The sequence below is a fragment of the Burkholderia sp. PAMC 28687 genome, assembly GCF_001577465.1.
GTDB lineage: Bacteria > Pseudomonadota > Gammaproteobacteria > Burkholderiales > Burkholderiaceae > Caballeronia.
This window is the reverse complement of the sequence record NZ_CP014505.1, coordinates 92,889-115,012: the sequence shown is the minus strand read 5'-3', so window position 1 is coordinate 115,012 and position 22,124 is coordinate 92,889. Positions and strand designations below refer to the sequence as shown.

Below are 22,124 nucleotides of genomic sequence, written 5' to 3'. Positions count from 1 at the left end.
TGTGCACCGATGAAACTTTCAACTCGCACGCGGCACATTACCTGCGATGCGATAATCGAGGAATCGAACTTCATAGGCCAACTGGCTGTCTTCATGCACATATTCGTTGCCATCGCATTCATTCTCATCATCGCGAGCCTGGGTTCGGCGCTGTACTTCATGATGACCGACAAGGGCAAAAGCAAGCGCATGGTGTGGTCCCTCGCCATGCGCGTCGGGCTGTCGATCTCGTTGTTTCTCTTCATCCTGTTCGCGCACTGGATGGGCTGGATTCAGTCTACCGGTATCCCGCTCGGCCGCTGATCGCGCATCAGGAAAGTGTTGGGCTCGAACTCCGCGCGATTTTCCGCGATCCAGCGCCTGACCGTGCAATCCGTGCTGCGACAAAACGGCACATCGCAAAAACGCAAAACGCCGCCCGAATCAGGTCGAGGCGGCGCTTTTCGAAGCATCTTCTTCAATCGACTTCAGACTATCTGGCGAAGGGTCCGCACTATTGTCGCGTCCCTTCGTAGTTCGCGCTTACAACCAATAGACGACCACGTACAACCCGAGCCAGACCACGTCCACGAAGTGCCAGTACCACGCGGCGCCTTCGAAAGCGAAGTGATGGTCCGCGGTGAAGTGTCCGCGGATTACACGCACGAGAACCACCGTCAGCATGGTGCCGCCGAGGAAAACGTGGAAGCCGTGAAAGCCGGTCAGCAGGAAGAACGTCGAGCCATAAACGCCGGACGCCAGCGTCAGGTTCAATTCGTTGTAGGCATGGAAATATTCGTAGCCCTGGCAGAACAGGAACATCACGCCAAGGCCAACGGTCGCAGCCAGCCAGATAATCGTTTTCTTACGATGATTCTCGCGCAGCGCATGGTGAGCGACAGTCAGCGTCGCGCCCGAGCTAAGCAGCAACGCGGTGTTGATCGTCGGCAGCGGCCATGGGGTCATGGAACGGAAATGGGAGATCAGCGCAGCCGGGCCGTTGTTCGGCCATACCGCGGTGAAATCCGGCCAGATCAGCTTGTAATCAAGGCTGCCGAGTTCGTGCAGCGCGATCTGCCGTGCGTAGAACAACGCGCCGAAGAACGCACCAAAGAACATGACTTCGGAAAAGATGAACCAGCTCATGCTCCAGCGGTACGACAGATCGACATTCTTGCCGTACATCCCGCCTTCCGATTCCCCGATGGAATCGCCAAACCAGTGCCACAGCGTATAAAGCAGCCAAAGCAGGCCGATAACAAAGCCGATCGGCCCCCACGGTTCACCATTCACCCACGACGCCAGCGAAGCCATCGAGATCAGGAGACCGGTGGCGGCCATGATCGGATGCTTCGACGGGTGCGGGACGAAATAGTACGGGCTTTCGTTTTGACCGCTCATTATTGATTCTCCACTTCGATCCAGTTGCTTGAATTTTTTCTGCCTCGGGCGCCGCACCACGCGGTCCCACCAGCTTTATCCCACTACTGCCCGCACCACCACCAGCAACACGACGATAAACAGCACTGCCCCAATAACGCCCGCCGCGATCAGATGCAGCGGATTCAGGGACGCATCGTTTTCGAGGTCGCGGCGACGGCGCACGCCGAAGAACGACCAGAAAACCGCCTTCAGCAACCGGAGAAAACTGCTCTTCGGAACCTGCTTGTGTGTTTCGACCATCATGCTTCTCCACCGCTTCACACGGCTTGTGGACTGCCTGGCCGCGCATCCCTGCCTCGCGGACTGCCCTGCCAGATACTGCTTCACGTACCGCTGCGTGACACCGTCGCCGGCGCGGTCAACTCAAAGAACGTGTACGACAACGTGATCGTTTTCACGTCCTTCGGCAGCTTCGGGTCCACCACGAACACCACGGGCATGCGCCGGGTCTCGTTCGGCTTCAACGTTTGCTGCGTAAAACAAAAGCACTCGATCTTCTTGAAGTACTCGGTGGCCTGCATTGGCGCGTAGCTAGGAATGGCTTGCGCCTGAACCGTGCGTGCCTGCTGGTTGGTCACCTCGTACATCACCGTCATCACTTCGCCGGGATGCACGTCGAGCGAGTTCTGCTCAGGCTTGAATTGCAACGGGCCGCGCGCATTGGCATCGAATTCGATGGCGATATTGCGGCTCGTGTCGACCTGCGTGTTCTTCGCTTCCCGCACGCCGACGTCGCGCTGCACGAGGTTGTTGATGCCGGTGATCGAGCAGATCGCACGGTACATGGGCACCAGCGCGAAACCGAAACCAAACATGGCGGCCGCGACGACGATCAGCTTGAACATCATCGAGCGATTGAACGCGCGGTCTTCCTTTACCTCTTGAGGCGTAGACACGTTGCTCCCTAGCCTCTCGAACGCACGTACTGGTCGACGACCACGGCCAGGAAAAACACCGCGGCTACGGCCAGCAGGATAAATCCGAGCCGCTTGTTGCCCGCGCGGACTTCGGCGGGCGTTCGTTGCTTCTGTGAATTACGGGTCATCCGATCAGACTTTATTCCGCTAGTCATGCATTCGCTGTCAGTGTGCTGCTGGTTTGGCCGGTGCGCGCCGCTTCTGCGGGACGCACCGCCAAAAAACTTACTCGACCTGCGGCGGACGCTCGAACGTATGGAACGGAGCCGGGCTCGGCACGGTCCACTCCAGTCCTTCAGCGCCGTCCCACGGCTTGTCTTCCGCCTTCACCAGATCGCCACCGCCGCGATACGTCGGCAATGCGACAGCGAACAGGAAGTACACCTGAGCCAGGCCGAAACCGAACGCGCCAATCGTTGCGATCTGGTTGAAGTCCGTGAACTGCGCCGGGTAATCCGCATAACGACGCGGCATGCCGGCGAGGCCCAGGAAGTGCATCGGGAAGAACGTGATGTTGAAGAAGATCATCGACGCCCAGAAATGGATCTTGCCGCGCGTCTCGTTGTACATCCAGCCCGTCCATTTCGGCGCCCAGTAATACCAGCCCGAGAACAGCGCGAACAGGGAGCCGGCCACGAGCACGTAGTGGAAGTGCGCCACCACGTAGTAAGTGCCGTGCATCTGGATATCGAGCGGCGCCATGGACAGGATCAGTCCCGTGAAACCGCCCATGGTGAACACGAACAGGAAGCCGATCGCGAAGATCATTGGCGTTTCGAAGCTCAACGCACCGCGCCACATGGTGGCAACCCAGTTGAACACCTTTACGCCTGTTGGCACGGCGATCAGCATGGTCGCGTACATAAAGAACAACTGGCCCGTCACCGGCATGCCGGTCGCGAACATGTGGTGCGCCCAGACCATGAACGACAGAATCGCAATGGAGGCCGTTGCATACACCATCGAGCTATAGCCGAACAGCGGCTTGCGCGAGAACGCCGGAATCACCTGCGACACGATCCCGAACGCCGGCAAGATCATGATGTACACCTCGGGATGCCCGAAGAACCAGAAGATGTGCTGGTACATCACCGGATCGCCGCCGCCCGCTGCGTTGAAGAACGACGTGCCGAAATGGCGATCGAACAGCACCATGGTGATCGCGCCTGCCAGAACCGGCATTACGGCAATCAGCAGGTACGCGGTGATCAGCCAGGTCCAGCAGAACATCGGCATCTTCATGAGCGTCATGCCGGGCGCGCGCATGTTCAGGATCGTCACGACGATATTGATACCGCCCATGATCGACGACGCACCCATCAGGTGGATCGCGAAAATGGCGAAGTCCATGCCCGGGCCCATCTGCGTGGACAACGGCGCGTACAGCGTCCAGCCGGCAGCGGTTGCGCCGCCGGGAACGAAGAACGATGTGATCAGCAGGATGGCGGCAACCGGCAGCAGCCAGAAGCTGAAGTTGTTCATGCGCGCGAACGCCATGTCCGACGCACCGATCTGCAGCGGGATCATCCAGTTCGCGAAGCCGACGAACGCCGGCATGATCGCGCCGAACACCATGATCAGCCCGTGCATGGTGGTCAACTGGTTGAAGAACTCCGGACGCATGATCTGCAAGCCGGGCTCAAAGAGCTCGGCGCGGATCATCAGCGCCATCACGCCCCCGGAGAGGAACATGATGAACGAGAACAACAGGTACAACGTACCGATGTCCTTGTGGTTGGTCGCGAACAGCCAGCGACGCCAGCCGTAAGGCAGCTCGTGCGCGTGCTCGTCGTGCTCATGACCGTGATCATGAGCGTGGCCGTGTTCGTGGCCCGCGGTTACATCGTGTCCGATGCTCGACATGACAATCTCCTAAAGCGAATACTGCGGCACTTGGGCGATACGCTACGCCTGCTTTCTTTCAGAAGGAAGCGGGACGTTTGGGTACGTACGTCAAGCAGCCGGACTGATCTCCACACGCCGTGCTTCTCTCGCGTCAGCACCGCCCGTGATCGTTTCCGGCTTCTTCAAAATAATGCGGTCTTCCGCAATGCCCGCGGCCTTCAACGCGTCGCGAACGGCTTGCGCGCGAGTCTTCGCCAAGTCGGCGTTGATCGCGGCAGAACCGGTTGCGTCGGTGAAACCCGACAACGTGAACTTTGCATCCGGATGCGCCTTCGCGTAATCAGCGGCGGCCGTGACGGCTGCTGCTGCGTCGGCGGGCAACGCGCTCTTGCCCGTTTCGAAATAAACGCTGGCGGGAAGTCCGGCCGATTGAGCCGCGCTATCCGAAGCCGGCGCCGATGCTGCCGGCGCCGCACTGGCCGCCGCATCGGAACCCGCCGCCGGCGCAGCAGCGCCCGCTGCGGCCAGATGGTCGCCGCCTTCCGGCATCTTGCCGTTGCGTGCATCGGCAACTTGCTTCGGCTGGAGAACGTCGCCCGTGTGGTTACCCCACGTGTTGCGTTCGTACGTGATCACCGAAGCGATCTCGACGTCATTCAATGTCGCGCTCCAGTTCGGCATTGCGCCCTTGCCCTTCAGCACGATGCTCACGTGCTCGGCAATCGGACCGTTCGCGATCTTGCTGCCGTCGAGTGCCGGAAACTGACCCGCGCCCTTGCCCGTAGGCTGGTGGCAGACCGCGCAGTTCGACGTGTAAACCTTTTCGCCGCGCGCCTTCAGTTCGTCCATGGTGTAGGTCTTGTTCGGATCGTCGGCGCTGGCGGCCATTTTCTTCTTCTGGCCATCGACCCACTTGTTGTAGTCGTCAGCAGACAGCACCTCGACCACAACCGGCATGTAAGCGTGTTCCTTGCCGCACAGCTCGGTACAGAAGCCGCGAAACGTACCGATCTTCTCGGCCTTGAACCACGTGTCGCGCACGAAGCCGGGGATTGCGTCCTGCTTCACGCCGAATGCCGGGACATACCATGAGTGAACAACGTCATTGGCGGTCGTGATGATGCGAATTTTTTTGTCGACAGGAACCACGAGCGGATTGTCGACTTCCTGCAGATACAACTCGCCGATCGGCTCTTGTCCATTGACCTGGCTGCGCGGCGTGGTGAGCGTGGACAGGAAATTGATGCCTTCGCCCGGGCCCTTCACATAGTCATAGCCCCACTTCCACTGATAACCGGTCACTTTCACGGTCAGGTCGGCGTTGGTGGTGTCCTTCATGGCAACTACGGCCTTGGTGGCCGGCAGCGCCATCAGCACGACGATCACGAACGGAACGATCGTCCAGATGATTTCGACGGTGGTGCTCTCGTGGAAATTCGACGCCTTGTGCCCCTTTGACTTGCGGTGCATCAGGACGGAATAGAACATCACGCCGAACACGCCGATAAAAATCACCGTGCAGATGATCAGCATGAACGTATGGAGGCCGTAGAGCTCCTCGGCGATCTTCGTCACGGGCGTCTGGAAGTTGAGTTCGTTCACTCCAGGACCGCCGGGAACGTCACTGACCGCCAGGGCTGCGCCGGCGAACAGGAGTCCGCTTAACGCCAGCACGCCCGAGAGGGCTCGCTTGATTGTTTTCATAGCTTCCTTACCCAAAATTTCCATTCAGACCCTCGACCCCCGTTTGCATCCGCCCGACTCATGCATCGCTCCCCCCCGGAAACGACCTACCCGGTGACGCGTGTCAGTTGCAGCGCATCAGCCATGTGCGCAACTCGACGGCAAACTGCTTGCGCCGGTACTGTGCCAGATGAATCCCGACAGGCACCGACTGGCCCCGCGACACTAGCTTGACCGGATCTCTCGGCCTCGCTCCCGGTTCCACCCGAACCCAGCGCGGATTGAATTCCACCTGCGTCAGGGTTTCGGCGTCCATGCGTTCAATCACAAGCCGGTCGTGAAACAGCAGGATCCGCTCGTAATCGACAGCATGGCGCGCGTAGATGACGAACGCGATACCGACCGCCAGCAACTCGATACCCGTAAAAGGCAGCACCAGCCAAGCGCCTGCCCACACCAGCAAACTCGCGATCAGCAGCGAAAACAGCGCCAGCGATACATAAAACGCTACGAACTGGCGCGGCGAGACAGAACAGTTCCGCTTGAACAACCAGTCTTTCACGACTAGCTCGGAGTCCATCAGCAGATCGGTTGCTTGCATCGCCGTCTCCCGCTTCAGAGTTGTCTCACCCGCGCTCTCGCCAAGTGCCAAGCCCTGTTCATTTAATGCTCACCCGCCACCATGAAGATGACGAAATTCATGCCAGCCAGGCGACAAACTGACGCATTATAGGCGTGTTGCCCAGCATCCACAAGCAAGGTGGCGCCCGCCGCAAAGCCAAGCCGCACAAGCCTCTGCGCCCTTTTGCCGCATCCTTTTGGATGCTTGTCGACGCGCGTATCCAGGAGGCGGTCAAGGGTGCATTAAATTCGGCATGAGTGCGTTTTGCCAGCCCTTCTGCTGCAATCTGCACTGTTCACTTGCTTCGTTTCTGGCCGCGTCCTATATCTTCCAGCCTGATGATTCCATGCCCTTCCGCCGTCATTCGCGGCACGGCCTTCCAGGCGTGGCCGTAAATCACCTCGAAGGTCAGCGGGATCGTCCCATCTTCGCGACGGCGTGATTCCAGCGCTGCGTGCAGCGCATCGCGCAACGCGCGTCCGTGCTGCTGCGCGCCCGTCCCGACGGGGAAAGCACCCCAGCCACGCACATCCTTCAACAACGATTCCGGCGATTTGTAGGTGATTGTCAGCACTTCCTGATCCATCACTGGAATCTCAAAACCGCTTTCGACAAGCATGTCACCCAGGTCATGCATATCGACAAATTCGATGGTGTGGCGCCGCGGCGTCAATCCCAAGGACTTCTCCGCCTGCTTGTAAGCGCCGCTCAACTCCTTCAGCGTGTCGGGTCCGAGCGTGCTGAACATCAGCAAGCCGTTCACCTTGAGCACGCGCGCCCATTCAGGGAACACGAGGTCGGGCCGCGCGTGCCATTGCAGCGCGAGGTTCGACCACAGCATTTCGAACGCACCGGCGGAAAACGGAAGCTCGGCGAAGTCGCCCTGCGCCAGTTGCGGACCCCGTGCGCCAAAAGCCTTGCCCAGCGTGGCGGGCAGGAAACGCCGCCAGCCGGCGTTGGCTTCCGATTCCGCCGTTTCGGCCTTATTCGCCCGGTCCAGCATTCCAGTCGACAGATCAAGCCCGATCACCGATGCATCCGCAAACCGCTCGCGCAGCCCCGGCAGGTCTGCGCCCACGCCACAGCCGGCGTCGAGCACGCGCACAGGCGCGACCTTGATGTACTCGAGCCGCTCGCGCATGCGCACCGCGATTTCGCGCGGCAGGAATGCGACGTCATCGAAACTCGCGGCGCGGCGATCGAAAATCCGCCTGATACGGCGCGAATCGTAGGCCGGACGGCCAGCGTTGGCGGAAGTTGGGGACATGACAACCTGTTTTCTAAGAGTGCGAAGTATACTCGGTCGATTGTCAAAACGTTCAGCAAAACCAGACGCCACAACGGTTCGCTGGCGTTATAGCGAGTATTTCGGAATGTTTCCGCGTCTTTGGATCGGACTGATGGGTCGACAATTTCTCTTCATCCTGCGCCGTTCAGCCCTCGCTTCAAGTGCAGGTTTGAGCTTGTTGCAAAAAGGCTTTGTCGATGCCGCGCGTTTGTTTGTGCGGTTGCACGACATCGCTTTGCCGAGTCAGTGCGCATTGTGTGGCAATTTGTCACATCGAGTGTTGTGTACCGGCTGTGATGAGCAGTATTGGAACCAGGCACGCACGCGCTGCTTCATTTGTGCATTGCCCATGTCGGTATTTGCCAGCCCCGGCGAAGACCGCTCCCGCGCTCAGTCACGCTGCAAGCTTTGCATCACCGAGCCGCCGCATTTCGATGCAACCATCGCGCTCGCCGATTATCGCGCTCCGCTCGATACACTCGCGCTCGAGCTGAAGTTTCAGGCGCGGCTAGCGGGAGCCGATGAATTCGCGCGCCAGTTGCAAGCCACGTTCGAAGATTCCAATGTAGCCGCGCCGGATATCGTTGCGCCGGTGCCTTTGTCCAGGAAGCGTCTCAGGACACGCGGCTACAACCAGGCATGGTCTATCGGCAAGCCGTTGGCACGCCGGCTGGGTGCGCATGCAGATGCAACGCTGATCGAGCGTACCCGCAATACCGCGCCGCAAGCGAAGCTCGATCTCGATACGCGCCGCCACAATGTCGGCGATGCCTTCAGAGTGCTGCGCGACGTCCGCGGCAAACACGTCGGTATAGTCGATGACGTCATGACTTCCGGCGCCACGCTCGACGCCCTGGCCCGTACTCTGAAAACCGCGGGCGCGCGGCGTGTAACCAACTTTGTCGCGCTGCGCACACCGCAAGACTAATCTTTTGAGTCATCGCTTATGTTCAACGTAGTCCTGGTCGAACCCGAAATTCCCCCGAATACCGGCAACGTCATTCGGCTATGCGCCAACACGGGCGCACGGCTTCATTTGATCGAGCCGTTAGGATTTCCTCTCGATGACGCCAAGATGCGCCGTGCCGGACTCGATTACCACGAGTACGCACAGATGCACGTCCATGCGAACTGGGACGCTTTTATCGAGAAGGAAACACCCGACGTGACGCGCATGTTCGCGTTCACCACACGCGGCGCCACGCCGTTTTTCGGGCACGCGTTCCAGGAAGGCGACTGGTTTGTGTTCGGCGCGGAAACGCGCGGCTTGTCGGACGCGGTGCTTGGACAATTCACTACCGAACGGCGCGTCCGCTTGCCAATGCGCCCGGGAAACAGGAGTTTGAATCTGTCGAATACGGTTGCGATCGTGACGTTCGAGGCGTGGCGTCAGACAGGCTTCGAGGGTGGCGAATAAAGCGAAGCGCCGTTATTCAGCTTTTGCGTCGCGGCTCAGCAATGCGTGGACGGCATCGCGCGGCGCGACGTTATCGAACAAGACGCGGCAAACGGCATGGGTGATCGGCATATCGATGCCATGAGATTCAGCCAGCGCCAGCACCGCCCGCGCACAGCGCACGCCTTCGGCCACGTGGCCGAGCGCGGCGAGGATATCGGTCAGGGATCGGCCGGTCGCGAGCTGCATGCCTACCGTGCGATTCCGCGATAAATCCCCGGTCGCCGTCAGGATCAGATCGCCGAGTCCGGTCAGGCCGTTGAACGTCTCCGCGCGGCCGCCCAACGCCACGCCCAGTCGCGCCATCTCGGCCAAGCCGCGCGTGACCAGCGCGGCGCGCGCGTTCAGGCCCAGCCCGAGTCCATCGGCGATACCCGTTGCGATAGCCAGCACGTTCTTCACCGCACCGCCTACCTCGACGCCGATCACGTCGTCACCGGTATAGATACGCATCGCGCCATGGTGGAAGGCCGCGACGGTACGCTCGCCCAGCGTGACCGATGCGCTCGCGACCGTCAGCGCGACCGGCAAGCCCTGGCCGACTTCGCGGGCGAAGCTCGGCCCGGAAAGCGTGCCGTTGCTCGCGTGCTGCGGCAGTTCGGCCGCGACGACCTCATTTGGCAAACATTGCGTATCGGCTTCAAACCCTTTGCACAGCCACACGATATGCGCCGGGACGATCCCCGACTCGCGCATCGTCCGGCATAACGCGCGCAGGCCCGCTACAGGCGCGGCGACTACGCAAAGTGCATCACCGGCCGCACCGTGACTCAACGCGGAGAAAAGATCCGCTTCGTACACAAGCGTTTCAGGCAGCGTCACGCCGCGCAAATAGCGCTCGTTTTCATGAGAAGCGGACAGGGATTCGATGAGCGCGCGATCGCGCGCCCAGAGGACCGTGTCGTGGCGAGTGGCCAGATGGCCAGCCAGCGCGGTGCCCCACGCACCGGCGCCGAGAACGGCTACTTGCATGCCCGGCTCCGGAATATCGGTTTTAGTTCAGCGTCGCGCCGTTGGCCACGCCTTCCTGGGCGGCCGACAATTGCGAGATGCGTTGTTCGTACAGCGCCTGGAAGTTGATTTCCGCGAGGTGGATCGGCGGGAAACCGGCGCGCGTGATGGCGTCAGCAATGTTCGAGCGCAGGTACGGAAACAGGATGGTCGGGCAAGCAATGCCGACGAGCGGATCGATCTGGTCAGCCGGGATGTTGCGGATATCGAAAATGCCGGCTTGCTTCGCTTCGATCAGGAACGCGACCTTGTCCGACACCTTCGCGGTCACGGTGCCCGTCACCAGCACTTCGAACACGCTTTCTGCCAGGCGCTCGGCCTTCACGTCCACTTCCACTTCCACCGACGGCATGTCCTGCTCGAGGAAAATTCCCGGCGAATTGGGCTGCTCGAGCGACATATCCTTCAAGTAGATGCGCTGGATGTTGAAGAACGGTTGGTTGTTGTCGTCAGACATGTTGATTCCCTTGATTATTTAAAGTGCAGCCCGCGGCGTTTCCGGTTTTTCCGGATCAATGCCACGGGCTGCTTTACTGCCGGCAATGCGTTCAGGCCGCTTCGAGCAGCGGCATCAGGCCGCCTTTGCGGTCGAGCGCTGACAGATCGTCGTACCCGCCGACATGCGTTTCGCCGATAAACACCTGCGGCACCGTCCGTCGGCCCGTACGCGTCATCATTTCTTCACGTTTTGCAGGATCACGGTCGATCAGCACCTTCTCGACATTTTCCACGCCGCGCGACTTTAGTAGACGTTCGGCCATCTGGCAATACGGGCACACTTGCGTGCTGTACATGATTACTTTGTTCACTTTAGGGCTCCTTGTTTCACGACCGGCATGCCAGCTTTTTGCCAGGCATCCAGTCCGCCTTGCAATACATGGACCTCGGCGTAGCCTGCATCGCTCACGATCTGGCTCGCCTTCTGGGACTGTTGCCCGGTCTGGCAAACGAGCAAGACCGGATTGCTCTTATTCTTGGCGATTTGGCCAACTTTTGCTTGGAGCTCCGCCAAACCAAAGTTTTTCGCGGCCGGAATGTGCCCTTGCGAGTACTCGGAGGCCGGCCGCAGGTCGATGATCGAGGCGTTGCGCCGGTTGATCAAAAGGACCGCGTCGGCCGGTGAAACGGCGCCGCGGCCGCGCCGCATAAGCGTTGGCCACAGCAGCAACCCGCCCGAAATGAGGAGGACGGCGATAAGTACAAGGTTGGTGTAATCGGTGAAAAACTTCACTTCGGGACCGCCGGATTGGGAGTGTGGAGAAAAGAAAAGCCGTAAAAAAATCAGGACAATCCAGCCATTATAAAATAACCGTTCTCCGTAAAGGCATCGGCCGATCGGCTGAGTTGCGCCGAAGCGCGTTGCCGCACAAAATCGATGCCAGTTTTCCGCTTCTTGCTGCTTCTTAACAGGCTTCCCAACTAACCGACCTCTAAACGGACATCATGTACAAGCTAGTGCTCATCCGCCACGGCGAATCCACGTGGAACAAGGAAAACCGATTCACAGGCTGGGTCGACGTCGACCTGACGGAACAAGGCGTCCGCGAAGCGCAGCAAGCCGGCGTGCTGTTGAAAGAAGCGGGTTTCAGTTTCGACATTGCGTACACCTCGGTGCTCAAGCGCGCAATCCGCACGCTCTGGCACGTGCAGGATCAAATGGACGAGATGTATCTGCCCGTCGTGCATTCGTGGCGGCTGAACGAGCGGCACTACGGTGCGCTCGCGGGATTGAACAAGGCTGAGACAGCGAAGCAATACGGCGACGAGCAAGTGCTGGTCTGGCGCAGAAGCTACGATACGCCGCCGCCGGCTCTCGATCCGTTGGACGAACGCACGTCGTTCAACGATCCGCGCTATGCGAAAGTGCCGCGCGAAGAGCTGCCGCTGACCGAGTGCCTGAAGGACACGGTCGCACGCGTGCTGCCCATGTGGAACGAGTCCATCGGACCGGCCGTCAAGTCGGGAAGACGCGTGCTGATCGCAGCGCATGGAAACTCCATGCGTGCGCTGATCAAATATCTGGATGGGATTTCAGACGACGATATCGTCGGATTGAATATCCCGAATGGCGTGCCGCTCGTTTATGAACTCGACGAAAACCTGAAACCGATCAAGCACTATTATCTCGGCGACCCCGATGCCATAGCGAAGGCGCAGGCTGCGGTCGCAAAGCAGGGGAAGGCGGGATAAGCGGGCTTTGCGCCCAAATCCCAAGCCTGACTGGCAGACGATGCGAGATCAACCACGCTCGAATCGTCTGCGAACCCGCTTGGGTGCATACCAGGCCCGGTCAACATCTTTGGCTGAGACGATTCATCCTTGCTTTCATAAACTCCATCAGGTCTTTTTGCTGCAGTCCCATAAGCCGGGCCCGACATTTGCGCAGGGATTACCGTTTTAATAAACCGCGGCTTCAAAAAGAATTTACCCACCATGCCGGCGGACGCCGTTTAAGCTGCGTTTAAGTCGTGGTCCGGGGCTTGCAGTTATACTGCCCAGTCAACCACGACGCAGCCTAATCCGCTTCCGACCGCAACAGACTCTATGCGAAAGAACCTGAAAAACATCGGCCTGATCGCCGCGGGCCTTGCTACCGGCGCATTTGCCACGCTGCAACTCTCCGCATCTGCCCAGCAAGCCGCTACCGCGCCTCTCCCGCTAGATCAACTGCGGTTGTTTGCCGAAGTCTTCGGGCAAATCAAGCATGAATACGTCGAACCGGTCGACGATAAAAAACTCCTCACCGCCGCCATCAAGGGCATGGTGTCGAGCCTCGACCCGCATTCGTCGTATCTCGACAAGACCGACTACGAAGAGTTGCAGGAACAGACCAAGGGCCGGTTCGCCGGGCTCGGTATCGAGATCTCGTCGGAAGACGGACTGATCAAGGTGATTTCGCCTATCGAAGACACGCCGGCGTTTCGCGCCGGCATTCGTCCAGGCGACCTGATCACGCGTATCAACGACAAGCCGGTGCGCGGCATGACGCTCGACAACGCCGTCAAGCAAATGCGCGGCGATCCGGGCACCAAGGTCACGCTGACCATTTTCCGCAAGACCGACGACCGGACCTTCCCGATCACGGTCACGCGCGCGCTCATTCGCGTGCAGAGCGTGAAGATGAAGATCCCGGCGCCGGGTTATGGCTACATCCGCATTACGAGCTTCCAGGAGCGCACGGTGCCTGATCTCGCCGCGAAGCTGCAGGATCTCGCGCGTCAGCAGCCCGACCTGAAGGGTCTCGTGCTCGACCTGCGCAACAACGGCGGCGGTCTGCTGCAAAGCGCCGTCGGCGTGGCCGGCGCGTTCCTGCCGGACAATGCCGTGGTGGTGTCCACCAATGGCCAGATCGCCGACGCAAAGCAGACTTTCCGCGATACGTACGACAACTATCGTCTGCCGTCATTCGACTCCGATCCGCTGAAGAACCTGCCGGAAATCTTCAAGAAGGTGCCCATGGTCGTGCTGACCAACGCGTATTCGGCGTCGGCCTCGGAGATCGTGGCAGGTGCGCTGCAGGATCATCATCGTGCGTTGATCGTCGGCAAGACCACGTTCGGCAAGGGTTCGGTGCAGACCGTCCGGCCGATGACCGCGGACACCGCGCTGCGCCTGACTACCGCGTACTACTACACGCCGAGCGGCAAGTCGATTCAGAACAAGGGCATCCGTCCTGACGTTCCGGTCGATCAATACGCGGAAGGCGATCCGGACGACGCACTCGTGACGCGGGAAGTGGATTATTCGAACCACTTGGCGAACACGCAGGACCCGAACGAGAAGAAGGAACAGGAAGCCCGCGAAGCAGACCGGCTCGAGCAACTGCGGATTCTTGAAGAGCAGAACGACAAGAAGACGCCTGAGCAGCGCCGGAAGGATCGTGAGAGAAAGCCTGTCGAGTTCGGCAGTGCGGATGACTTCATGCTGACCCAAGGCCTGAACAAGCTTGAAGGCAAGCCGGTTCAGGAGTCGAAGTCGTACTCCGAGCGCAAGCTTGCGCAGGACAAGCCGACGCCGTCCGCATCCGCTCCGATCGCGGTGCAGCCGGCCTTGCCGGCAACGCCTGGATCGGACGCTGCGGCGCCTGCTTCGGCGCCCGTGCCGGCATCGGCTACGCAGTAAGATTTTCGGCCAGCCAGATCAAACGCCGCCCCATGTGGGCGGCGTTTTCGTTTTTGCCTTGCCGGGTTTTCCTGCCTTTGCGGCCTCGCGCTTAAAATAGGCGCTTCCTGACCGCCGCGCCGGTCAATGCCCACTCGAGCGCCCGATGAACGACGATCAGCTTCTTCGCTACTCCCGCCATATTCTCGTCGATGAAATCGGCATCGAAGCGCAACAACGCTTTCTGGATGCGCACGTGATGATCATTGGCGCAGGCGGCCTTGGCGCCCCAGCGGCGATGTACCTGGCGGCGGCGGGTATCGGCGAGATGACGCTGGTCGATGCCGATACCGTCGATCTCACCAATCTCCAGCGCCAGATCGTCCACGCCACGGCATCCGTGGGTGAACCCAAGGTGGACTCGGCGCGCAAGACGCTCGCCGCGCTCAACCCCGATGTCAAGGTGAACGCGGTCGCCACGCGCGCCGACGCGCAATGGCTGAACGACAACGTCCCGCACGCGACTGTCGTACTCGATTGCACCGATAACTTCGCCACCCGCCACGCCATCAACGCGGCCTGTTTCGCGCACGGCGTGCCGCTAATCTCGGGCGCAGCGCTCCGCTTTGACGGACAGATCAGCACCTTCGATTTTCGCTCCGCGCAATCGCCGTGCTACGCGTGCGTGTTCCCACCTGACGAAGCGTTCGAGGAAGTGGCCTGCTCGACCATGGGTGTCTTCTCGCCGACAGTCGGCATCATCGGCACGATGCAGGCGGCCGAAGCGCTGCGTCTGATCGGCGACTTCGGCACGACATTGCAAGGATGCCTGATGATGCTCGACTCGCTGCGCATGGAGTGGAACACCATGCGCATTGCAAGGCAGGCGGACTGTCCTGTTTGCGGATCACATACGGCGAAATAGTGCCTTTCGCGCGTCGCCCGCATGCGTTGTCTCAAATTTAAGATTCCTCCAATTTAGCTGATGGTTCGGCTGCCTTATCGTGGCTGCTGAACCTTAAAGCGATTGGAGCAACACGTGAGTGAGACAGCAAGCCAAAGCACGCAGCGCGGCCGGAATGAAACTGAATTTGCACGCCCGGGCCCACCGGCACTGAGCGGCGCCGAAGGAGTCCGCTTCGACTTCAACTATGGATGCCGCGTGCAAGTGCCGGTGGATGGCTGGCGCGTTCGCATGATCGACCTGGACACGTTCAACGTCGTACTTGACGAAGCTGTGGAAGCCAACTCAATAGTCACGAGCAGGCGTAAATATTTCGTGCGTTTCCTGCTAGAAGTGTTCGACGGTCAGCGCCTCGTCTTCTCCCACACCTTCAATGCGGCCAACAAGAAAGTGGCATTACGCATGGCGCCGCTTGCGCTCGGCGATTCGATTGCGTGGATGCCGGTCATCGATGCATTTCGCGAGCAGCACAATTGCGAACTGCACATGCCGCTGGGGCCGCATCTGCAGCCGCTTTTCCGCGAGGGTTATCCGCGTCTGCATATTGAAACCGACGAAGAACTGAACAGTCAGGCGGATACGTTCTACGCTACGTACTACATCGGTCTGCTCAAGCCATTTTCAGAGCGCGATCATCAACCGACCGACCCACGCGTGAGCAACATGCAGGACATGATTGCCTACCTGCTCGGCGTGCCTTGCGAGGAACGCCGCCCGAACGTGGTCATCGCCGATAAGTCCCGCCCGATCAAGGAGCGTTATGTTTGCATCGCGACGCAATCGACTGCGCAATGCAAGTACTGGAACAACCCGCGCGGCTGGCCAACGTTGATCGCGCATTTGAAAACACTCGGCTACCGCGTCCTGTGCATCGATAAAGAGCAGTCATACGGCAACGCCGAATACATGAACACGATGCCCGAAGGCGCCGAGGATTTCACCGGCAACCGGCCATTGCAGGAACGTTTGAGCCTGTTGAATCACGCGGATTTTTTTATCGGACTGGGAAGCGGGTTGTCGTGGCTCGCGTGGGCCGCAGGCACGCCCGTTGTGATGATCAGCGGGTTTTCGCATCCATCGACGGAATTTCGCACGCCGTATCGCGTGATCAATTTTCATGGCTGCAATAGCTGCTTCAACGACACGACCGCCGAGTTCGAAGCCACGGACTTCGCGTGGTGCCCCCGCCGCGCGGACAAGGCGCAGCGGTTCCAGTGCACGTCGATCATCACGCCTGAATTCGTGATGCGCGTGGTGGACAAGCTGATAGCCGACAAGAAACTGCTGGCTCAAGCCTTCTGAAGCACCGCCAGGGCCGCAAGCAATTCCGCGGGTTCATACGCTGCAAGCACGTCCGCGACGGGCTTGTTCAAGGCCTTCAGATCCGCGCGCAGGATCTCCTGCTTGACGACCAGCAACTGACTGGGGTGCATCGAAAATTCGGTCAGCCCCATGCCGAGCAGGAGGCGCGTCACGCTCGGGTCGCCGGCCATTTCGCCGCACACTGAAACTGGCACGCCTGCGGCTTTCGCTTCGCGCAACGTGAACGCGATCAAGTGCAGCACAGCGGGGTGCAGCGGATCATAAAGATGCGCTACAGCGTTATCCGCGCGATCGATGGCAAGCGTGTACTGGATCAGATCGTTTGTCCCGATCGACAGGAAATCGAGCCGCTTCAGGAACAGGCGCACCGCAATCGCCGCGGCTGGAATCTCGATCATCGCGCCGACCTGCACATTGCGGTCGTATTCGATACCGGCGCTGTCAAGCTGACGCTTCGCTTCGTGGATCAGGTCGAGCGTCTGGTCGATCTCCTGCGCGTGCGCGAGCATCGGGATCAGGATCTTCGCCCGGCCAAACGCCGATGCACGCAGGATGGCGCGCAACTGCGTCATGAACATCTGCGGTTCGGACAGGCTCCAGCGGATCGCGCGCAAGCCGAGCGCCGGGTTTTGCGCGGTCTCGTAGCCGTCGCCGCTGCTCATCGATTCAAGCGGTTTGTCGGCGCCGACATCGATTGTCCGGATGGTCACCGGCCGGCCGTTCATCAGTTCGATCGCCCGCTTGTAAGCCTCGAATTGCTCCTCTTCCTCCGGCCGCTCGTCCTTGTGATTCATGAACAGGAATTCACTGCGGAACAGACCGACGCCCATTGCGCCGGCATCGAGCGCGGTCTTTGCGTCGTCGGGCAACTCGATGTTCGCGCACAAGTCGATTTTCGTGCCGTCGAGCGTCTGCGTGGGCGAGAACTTGAGGCGCTGAAGCTTTCTCTGTTCGAGCACCTTCTCGCTTTGCCGGTACGAATATTCTTCGAGCACGATCGGCGCGGGATCCACAATCACAATGCCGTGATCGCCGTCCACGATGATCAGATCGTTCTGCCGGATCAACGCGCTCGCCTGCTGCACACCTACCGATGCCGGAATGCCCAGGCTGCGCGCCACGATCGCCGTGTGCGACGTGCGTCCGCCCAGGTCCGTGACAAAACCCTTGAACGCCTGCGTCTTGAACTGCAGCATGTCGGCCGGCGCAATGTCATGCGCGACCACGATCATGTCGTTGTGACCGTTGGTCGCGGCGCCATCGACCACGAGCGTCGCCGTGGACGGAGCGCCCGCCAGCGCCTTCAACACGCGTTCGACGACCTGCTGGATATCAGCCTTGCGTTCGCGCAGATATTCGTCTTCGATATCGTCGAAATGGCGGCTCAGTATCTCGAGCTGCTCGGTGAGCGCCCATTCCACGTTGTATCGGCGGGTCCGCACCAGATCGATGGTTTCGTGAACGAGCATGGCGTCGTTCAGGATCATGGAATGGACGTTGATGAAGGCGCCCATTTCGCTGGGGGCATCGGCCGCGAGGTCCTCACGCAGCGCGTCGAGCTCCGCGTGGACCTGCGCCTGGGCTGCGTGAAAGCGTTCGATTTCACCGTCGATACGATCCGGCTCGACGAGGTAATGGTCGACATCCAGCGCGGCGGCCGCGATCAGATACGCACGGCCAATGGCAATGCCGCGGGAGACTGGGATTCCATGCAGCGTGAACGACACGCGCACCTCTCTGGTTAGGGTGGATCGCGGTTGCGTCGTATTTGCAGGCTGGCGATGCCCGAACATACGATTGCGCGCCTCATTATAAATTCGAACGCGGTCCCTCACCGTTTGCGCTGCAGCAACGCATAAAAAAAGCCGCGTTGGAACGCGGCTCTCTTCAAAACATCTTCGATGACAAGCTCATTGACCTTCGCCAAATTTGTCGGCGATCAAGGCGAGAACGGCCTTCATGGCTTCGGCTTCGTCGGCGCCCTCGGTTTCGATCGTCACCGTGCTGCCGATTCCCGCCGCCAGCATCATCACTCCCATGATGCTTTTTGCGTTGATCCGGCGGCCGTTGCGGCTCATCCAGATCTCGCATTGAAAACTTCCTGCCAGTTGTGTGAGCTTCGCTGAGGCACGCGCGTGCAGACCCAGCTTGTTCACAATCGTTGTTTCTTGTTGCAGCATGATGCTCCGGGCGCTAGGTGAAAGGGCTGACTCGTGCAGGTGCCTTGGTTTTAATGACTGACTACTTTTTCCGGTTCGCTGGCAACCGCCGCCGACTTCACCGCACAACTTGCCGCTGCAGCGGCGCTCGCCATTGCGCACGGATTTGCAGGTGTCGACGCGTCCAGCTCCTGAACGCCCTTCGATCCGCCCTGGAGCGACTTTTCAGCCATCGTTTCCAGTGGCGTGGTCCGGTAGCACACGGCGCGCACGAGCATGGGCAGGTTGACGCCGGCCAGTACGCGAACCGTGTCGCTTGCAAGGCTCTGCGCAATGTTCGCGGGCGTTGCGCCGAAAACATCGGTGAGAACGATCGCGCCGTTCTCTTCCTTCAGACGGTCGATCTCGGAGCGCGCGAACGCACGCACTTCGACAGGGTCGCAGTCTGGCATCACATCGATCACACCGATGCGCGCGGGCAAACCGCCGTAAATGTGGGAAATGCACTCACGTAGCGCCGAAGCGAAAGGTGCGTGAGCAATGATCAGAATGCCAGCCATATCAGAGTGTGCTGCCCCAAAAACGACGAGATACGTCGGAAATCGTGGGAACTTGCTGTTATATGCGCGCAATTAAAAAGCGACCGCAAACATCGATCCGGATGCAAAAGCGTCGAAAAGCCCGCATGTTGCAAGCTTAGTCGGATTTTGCACTCTTGCGCAGCGCAATATGAAACACGTTGCGGCAAGTTCTCACTGTCAATTTCGGGGCCGGATCGCACCGCGAAACGAATCTCATGAGTGGCAGATTGTAGCAGTCCAGACGGATTCAACTGCCCGGCTGCCACTTTGACAGACACCTCTAAATTGCAACAGCACGCTCCAGTGCATCGATAAACATTCCCGCCACGTCGAACCCGGTCTGATCCATGATCTCGCGGAAGCACGTCGGGCTCGTGACGTTCACTTCGGTGAGATAGTCGCCGATGGCGTCGAGCCCGACGAGCAGCAGGCCGCGATTGAACAGCGTCTGCCCCAGCGTTTCAGCGATCTTGCGGTCGTTCTCGGTCAGCGGTTGCGCGCGTCCCAAGCCACCGGCTGCCAGATTGCCGCGCACTTCGTTGCCTTGCGGAATCCGCGCAAGCGAATACGGCACCGGCTGCCCGCCGATGATCAGAATACGTTTGTCGCCATCGGTGATTTGCGGGATGAACTTCTGCGCCATGACGCTGCGCGCGCCGTTGTCGCTCAGCATTTCCACGATCGTGCCGAGGTTCATGCCATCCGCTTTCACGCGGAAGACGCCCATGCCGCCCATGCCGTCGAGCGGCTTCAGGATCACGTCGCCGTGTTCTGCGTGGAACGCGCGCAGCCGGTCGGCGTCACGGGTGACCAGCGTCGGCACGACGAATTGCGGCCATTCGCCGATTGCCAGTTTTTCAGAGTGGTCACGGATTGCCTGCGGCTTGTTGAAGATGCGTGCACCGGTACGCTCGGCCAATTCGAGCAGCCAGGTGGTCGTCACGTATTCCATGTCGAACGGCGGGTCTTTGCGCATCAGAACGGCATCGAACTGCTTCAGATCGCGCAGTTCCGGCGTTGCGGCCGAGTACCACGGCGAACGCGCGGAATCCGCCACGTCGCCGACTATGGACACGCGTTGCACCAACCCTTCGACCTTGCCCGACACCCAGGCCAGGTGCTGCGGCTCGCACGCGTAGAGCGTGTGCCCTCGGCGGGCGGCTTCGGCCATCATCGCGTAGGTCGTGTCTTTGTAGATCTTGAAATGATCGAGCGGATCGGCGATAAAAAGTATGTCCATAAGCGTCCAGAACGGCCGTTCGGCCTTGGTTTATTCGGTAGAAAGCGGCAGCGGTCTGCAATACGCGATTTTTAACACGTTGCGTGCGTTCGCGCCTGACGTGCAAACGGCCGCAACTCGTGCGGCCGTCGTGCTCCGGATTCAAAGCTTAAACCTGAATGGCTTCCGGATCAGTTTTTTCCAATTCAACCGATGCCGCCAGCAATCCCAGCCGCGCCACCACGCCATACATGTAGAAGCGGTTCGGCGGTGCTGCGCCGGGTTTCGCGTGGGCATCGGGCAGCGCGGTGTGCTCGAAGCCGAGCGGCACGAAATGCATGCCGGGCGCGTTCAGGTTCTGGTCGCGATCCCGCGAATCGTGCACACGATAAAACCCGCCGACCACATACCGGTCGATCATGTAGACCACCGGCTCGGCGACCGCGTTTTCCACGCGCTCGAAGGTATGCACGCCTTCCTGCACGATCACGTCGTGCACTTCCAGGCCGTCCTTCGCGTCGTTCATCTTGACGCGCTCGCGCTTGGTCAACGCGGCGACTTCGCTGGCGTCGTGCACGGTCATCACGCCCTTGCCGTAGGTGCCGGCGTCGGCCTTGATCACCACGTACGGCTTCTCGCTGATTCCGTATTCGCGATACTTCTTCGCAATCTTCTTCAACACGCCGTCGATGGCATCCGCCAGTTCCTGCTCGCCCGTGCGCGCCTCGTAATCCACGCCTTCGACGTGCGCGAAATACGGGTTGATCATCCACGGATCGATTTCGACGAGCTTTGAAAACTTCTTCGCGACGTCGTCGTAACAGGAAAAGTGATTGGATTTCCGGCGCACCGCCCAGCCGGCATGCAGCGGCGGCAGCAAGTATTGCTCGTGCAGGTTTTCAAGCACCGGCGGAATGCCGCCCGACAGATCGTTGTTCAGCAGGATCGAGCACGGGTCGAAATTCTTCAGGCCGAGGCGCCGCGGCGTGCGCTCGAGCGGCTCGAGAACGATCTTCTGGCCATCCGCCAGCGCGATCGTCACCGGGCCATGAATGTTTTCATCGAGCGTGCCGAAGCGGATATTCAATCCGGCCTGACGCATGATGGTCGCGAGCCGCGCGACGTTCTCCAGGTAAAACGCGTTGCGCGTATGGCGCTCCGGTATCACCAGGAGGTTTTTCGCATCAGGGCAGATCTTTTCGATCGATGCCATGGCGGCCTGCACGGCAAGCGGCAACACTTCGACCGGCAGGTTGTTGAAACCGCCGGGGAACAGGTTGGTGTCGACCGGGGCGAGCTTGAAACCCGCGTTGCGCAGGTCCACCGAGCAGTAGAACGGCGGCGTGTGTTCTTGCCACTCCAGCCGGAACCAGCGTTCAATGGACGGCGTCGCGTCGAGTATCTTCCGCTCGAGATCGAGCAGGGGGCCGTTTAACGCCGTTACGAGATGCGGAACCATTGATGACTCGCGGACTTAAGAGGAAAGATTGTAGAGCAAATGCCTCATCTATTTGGGTATGAACTCCCTTTTCC

At 59.9% G+C, this 22,124-nt stretch carries 24 protein-coding genes; 7 read left to right on the top strand and 17 right to left on the bottom strand.

Features of this window, described 5'->3' with window-relative positions:
- The first annotated feature begins 93 nt into the window (after nt 1–93).
- Entirely contained in the window at nt 94–303 is a 210-nt protein-coding gene (locus tag AX768_RS00570) for a twin transmembrane helix small protein (RefSeq protein WP_060817322.1), read from the top strand.
- Between the two features lie 219 nt (nt 304–522).
- Here AX768_RS00570 and AX768_RS00565 read toward each other — a convergent pair whose 3' ends face one another.
- The 8 genes from AX768_RS00565 to AX768_RS00535 form a co-directional block, all read right to left on the bottom strand.
- On the bottom strand, nt 523–1,380 hold the full coding sequence (locus AX768_RS00565; RefSeq protein WP_061998335.1) for a cytochrome c oxidase subunit 3: 858 nt from the start codon (nt 1,378–1,380) through the stop codon (nt 523–525).
- Nucleotides 1,381–1,455: 75 nt separating this feature from the next.
- The gene (locus AX768_RS00560; protein WP_086384025.1) at nt 1,456–1,662 is read right to left on the bottom strand and encodes a DUF2970 domain-containing protein; all 207 of its coding nucleotides are present in this window, start codon (nt 1,660–1,662) and stop codon (nt 1,456–1,458) included.
- An 83-nt stretch (nt 1,663–1,745) separates the two neighbouring features.
- On the bottom strand, nt 1,746–2,270 hold the full coding sequence (locus AX768_RS00555) for a cytochrome c oxidase assembly protein (protein ID WP_061998333.1): 525 nt from the start codon (nt 2,268–2,270) through the stop codon (nt 1,746–1,748).
- 56 nt (nt 2,271–2,326) lie between these two features.
- Complete coding sequence (locus AX768_RS33170; protein ID WP_086383990.1) at nt 2,327–2,467, bottom strand: cytochrome oxidase small assembly protein; 141 nt, start codon at nt 2,465–2,467, stop codon at nt 2,327–2,329.
- A gap of 97 nt (nt 2,468–2,564) precedes the next feature.
- On the bottom strand, nt 2,565–4,202 hold the full coding sequence (gene ctaD / locus AX768_RS00550; protein WP_061998332.1) for a cytochrome c oxidase subunit I: 1,638 nt from the start codon (nt 4,200–4,202) through the stop codon (nt 2,565–2,567).
- A gap of 90 nt (nt 4,203–4,292) precedes the next feature.
- On the bottom strand, nt 4,293–5,912 hold the full coding sequence (gene coxB, locus AX768_RS00545) for a cytochrome c oxidase subunit II (RefSeq protein WP_061998331.1): 1,620 nt from the start codon (nt 5,910–5,912) through the stop codon (nt 4,293–4,295).
- 79 nt (nt 5,913–5,991) lie between these two features.
- On the bottom strand, nt 5,992–6,468 hold the full coding sequence (locus AX768_RS00540) for a DUF2244 domain-containing protein (RefSeq protein ID WP_062000660.1): 477 nt from the start codon (nt 6,466–6,468) through the stop codon (nt 5,992–5,994).
- Between the two features lie 316 nt (nt 6,469–6,784).
- A complete protein-coding gene (locus AX768_RS00535; protein WP_061998330.1) occupies nt 6,785–7,756 on the bottom strand; it encodes a methyltransferase domain-containing protein in 972 nt (323 codons plus the stop codon).
- A gap of 133 nt (nt 7,757–7,889) precedes the next feature.
- Here AX768_RS00535 and AX768_RS00530 point away from each other — a divergent pair, with 133 nt between their 5' ends.
- On the top strand, nt 7,890–8,705 hold the full coding sequence (locus AX768_RS00530; protein ID WP_082778848.1) for a ComF family protein: 816 nt from the start codon (nt 7,890–7,892) through the stop codon (nt 8,703–8,705).
- Between the two features lie 18 nt (nt 8,706–8,723).
- Entirely contained in the window at nt 8,724–9,194 is a 471-nt protein-coding gene (gene trmL / locus AX768_RS00525) for a tRNA (uridine(34)/cytosine(34)/5-carboxymethylaminomethyluridine(34)-2'-O)-methyltransferase TrmL (protein WP_061998329.1), read from the top strand.
- 12 nt (nt 9,195–9,206) lie between these two features.
- On the opposite strand, the gene AX768_RS00520 is transcribed toward trmL, so the two are convergent.
- The 4 genes from AX768_RS00520 to AX768_RS00505 all read right to left on the bottom strand — a co-directional run bounded on the left by AX768_RS00520 (nt 9,207) and on the right by AX768_RS00505 (nt 11,475).
- Nucleotides 9,207–10,205 carry an NAD(P)H-dependent glycerol-3-phosphate dehydrogenase gene (locus tag AX768_RS00520; RefSeq protein ID WP_061998328.1) on the bottom strand — a complete coding sequence of 333 codons (999 nt, stop codon included), beginning with the start codon at nt 10,203–10,205 and terminating at the stop codon, nt 9,207–9,209.
- A gap of 22 nt (nt 10,206–10,227) precedes the next feature.
- A complete protein-coding gene (secB, locus tag AX768_RS00515) occupies nt 10,228–10,701 on the bottom strand; it encodes a protein-export chaperone SecB (protein ID WP_056358077.1) in 474 nt (157 codons plus the stop codon).
- Between the two features lie 91 nt (nt 10,702–10,792).
- Nucleotides 10,793–11,053: a glutaredoxin 3 gene (grxC, locus tag AX768_RS00510; protein ID WP_056358080.1), complete on the bottom strand. Its 261-nt coding sequence runs from the start codon at nt 11,051–11,053 to the stop codon at nt 10,793–10,795.
- Nucleotides 11,050–11,475: a rhodanese-like domain-containing protein gene (locus AX768_RS00505; RefSeq protein WP_061998327.1), complete on the bottom strand. Its 426-nt coding sequence runs from the start codon at nt 11,473–11,475 to the stop codon at nt 11,050–11,052. Before AX768_RS00505 ends, grxC begins: the two co-directional genes overlap by 4 nt.
- Nucleotides 11,476–11,687: 212 nt before the next feature.
- Between AX768_RS00505 and gpmA the strand changes: the two genes are divergently transcribed.
- The 4 genes from gpmA to AX768_RS00485 all read left to right on the top strand — a co-directional run bounded on the left by gpmA (nt 11,688) and on the right by AX768_RS00485 (nt 16,611).
- The gene (gpmA, locus tag AX768_RS00500) at nt 11,688–12,434 is read left to right on the top strand and encodes a 2,3-diphosphoglycerate-dependent phosphoglycerate mutase (protein ID WP_061998326.1); all 747 of its coding nucleotides are present in this window, start codon (nt 11,688–11,690) and stop codon (nt 12,432–12,434) included.
- 354 nt (nt 12,435–12,788) lie between these two features.
- Nucleotides 12,789–14,366, top strand: a complete 1,578-nt coding sequence (locus AX768_RS00495) for a S41 family peptidase (protein WP_061998325.1) — start codon at nt 12,789–12,791, stop codon at nt 14,364–14,366.
- Between the two features lie 145 nt (nt 14,367–14,511).
- The gene (locus tag AX768_RS00490; protein ID WP_061998324.1) at nt 14,512–15,270 is read left to right on the top strand and encodes a HesA/MoeB/ThiF family protein; all 759 of its coding nucleotides are present in this window, start codon (nt 14,512–14,514) and stop codon (nt 15,268–15,270) included.
- Nucleotides 15,271–15,384: 114 nt separating this feature from the next.
- On the top strand, nt 15,385–16,611 hold the full coding sequence (locus AX768_RS00485; protein ID WP_172811904.1) for an autotransporter strand-loop-strand O-heptosyltransferase: 1,227 nt from the start codon (nt 15,385–15,387) through the stop codon (nt 16,609–16,611).
- On the opposite strand, the gene ptsP is transcribed toward AX768_RS00485, so the two are convergent.
- The 5 genes from ptsP to gshA all read right to left on the bottom strand — a co-directional run bounded on the left by ptsP (nt 16,599) and on the right by gshA (nt 22,050).
- Nucleotides 16,599–18,359 carry a phosphoenolpyruvate--protein phosphotransferase gene (gene ptsP / locus AX768_RS00480; protein ID WP_172811903.1) on the bottom strand — a complete coding sequence of 587 codons (1,761 nt, stop codon included), beginning with the start codon at nt 18,357–18,359 and terminating at the stop codon, nt 16,599–16,601. The genes AX768_RS00485 and ptsP overlap by 13 nt on opposite strands.
- Nucleotides 18,360–18,542: 183 nt before the next feature.
- Nucleotides 18,543–18,812 (bottom strand): HPr family phosphocarrier protein, encoded by a 270-nt coding sequence (locus AX768_RS00475; RefSeq protein WP_060817338.1) that lies wholly within the window; start codon nt 18,810–18,812, stop codon nt 18,543–18,545.
- A 50-nt stretch (nt 18,813–18,862) separates the two neighbouring features.
- Nucleotides 18,863–19,351 carry a PTS sugar transporter subunit IIA gene (locus AX768_RS00470; protein ID WP_061998321.1) on the bottom strand — a complete coding sequence of 163 codons (489 nt, stop codon included), beginning with the start codon at nt 19,349–19,351 and terminating at the stop codon, nt 18,863–18,865.
- A gap of 301 nt (nt 19,352–19,652) precedes the next feature.
- Nucleotides 19,653–20,612 carry a glutathione synthase gene (gene gshB / locus AX768_RS00465; RefSeq protein WP_061998320.1) on the bottom strand — a complete coding sequence of 320 codons (960 nt, stop codon included), beginning with the start codon at nt 20,610–20,612 and terminating at the stop codon, nt 19,653–19,655.
- Nucleotides 20,613–20,760: 148 nt separating this feature from the next.
- Nucleotides 20,761–22,050 (bottom strand): glutamate--cysteine ligase, encoded by a 1,290-nt coding sequence (gene gshA, locus AX768_RS00460; RefSeq protein WP_056358120.1) that lies wholly within the window; start codon nt 22,048–22,050, stop codon nt 20,761–20,763.
- Nucleotides 22,051–22,124: the final 74 nt, after the last annotated feature.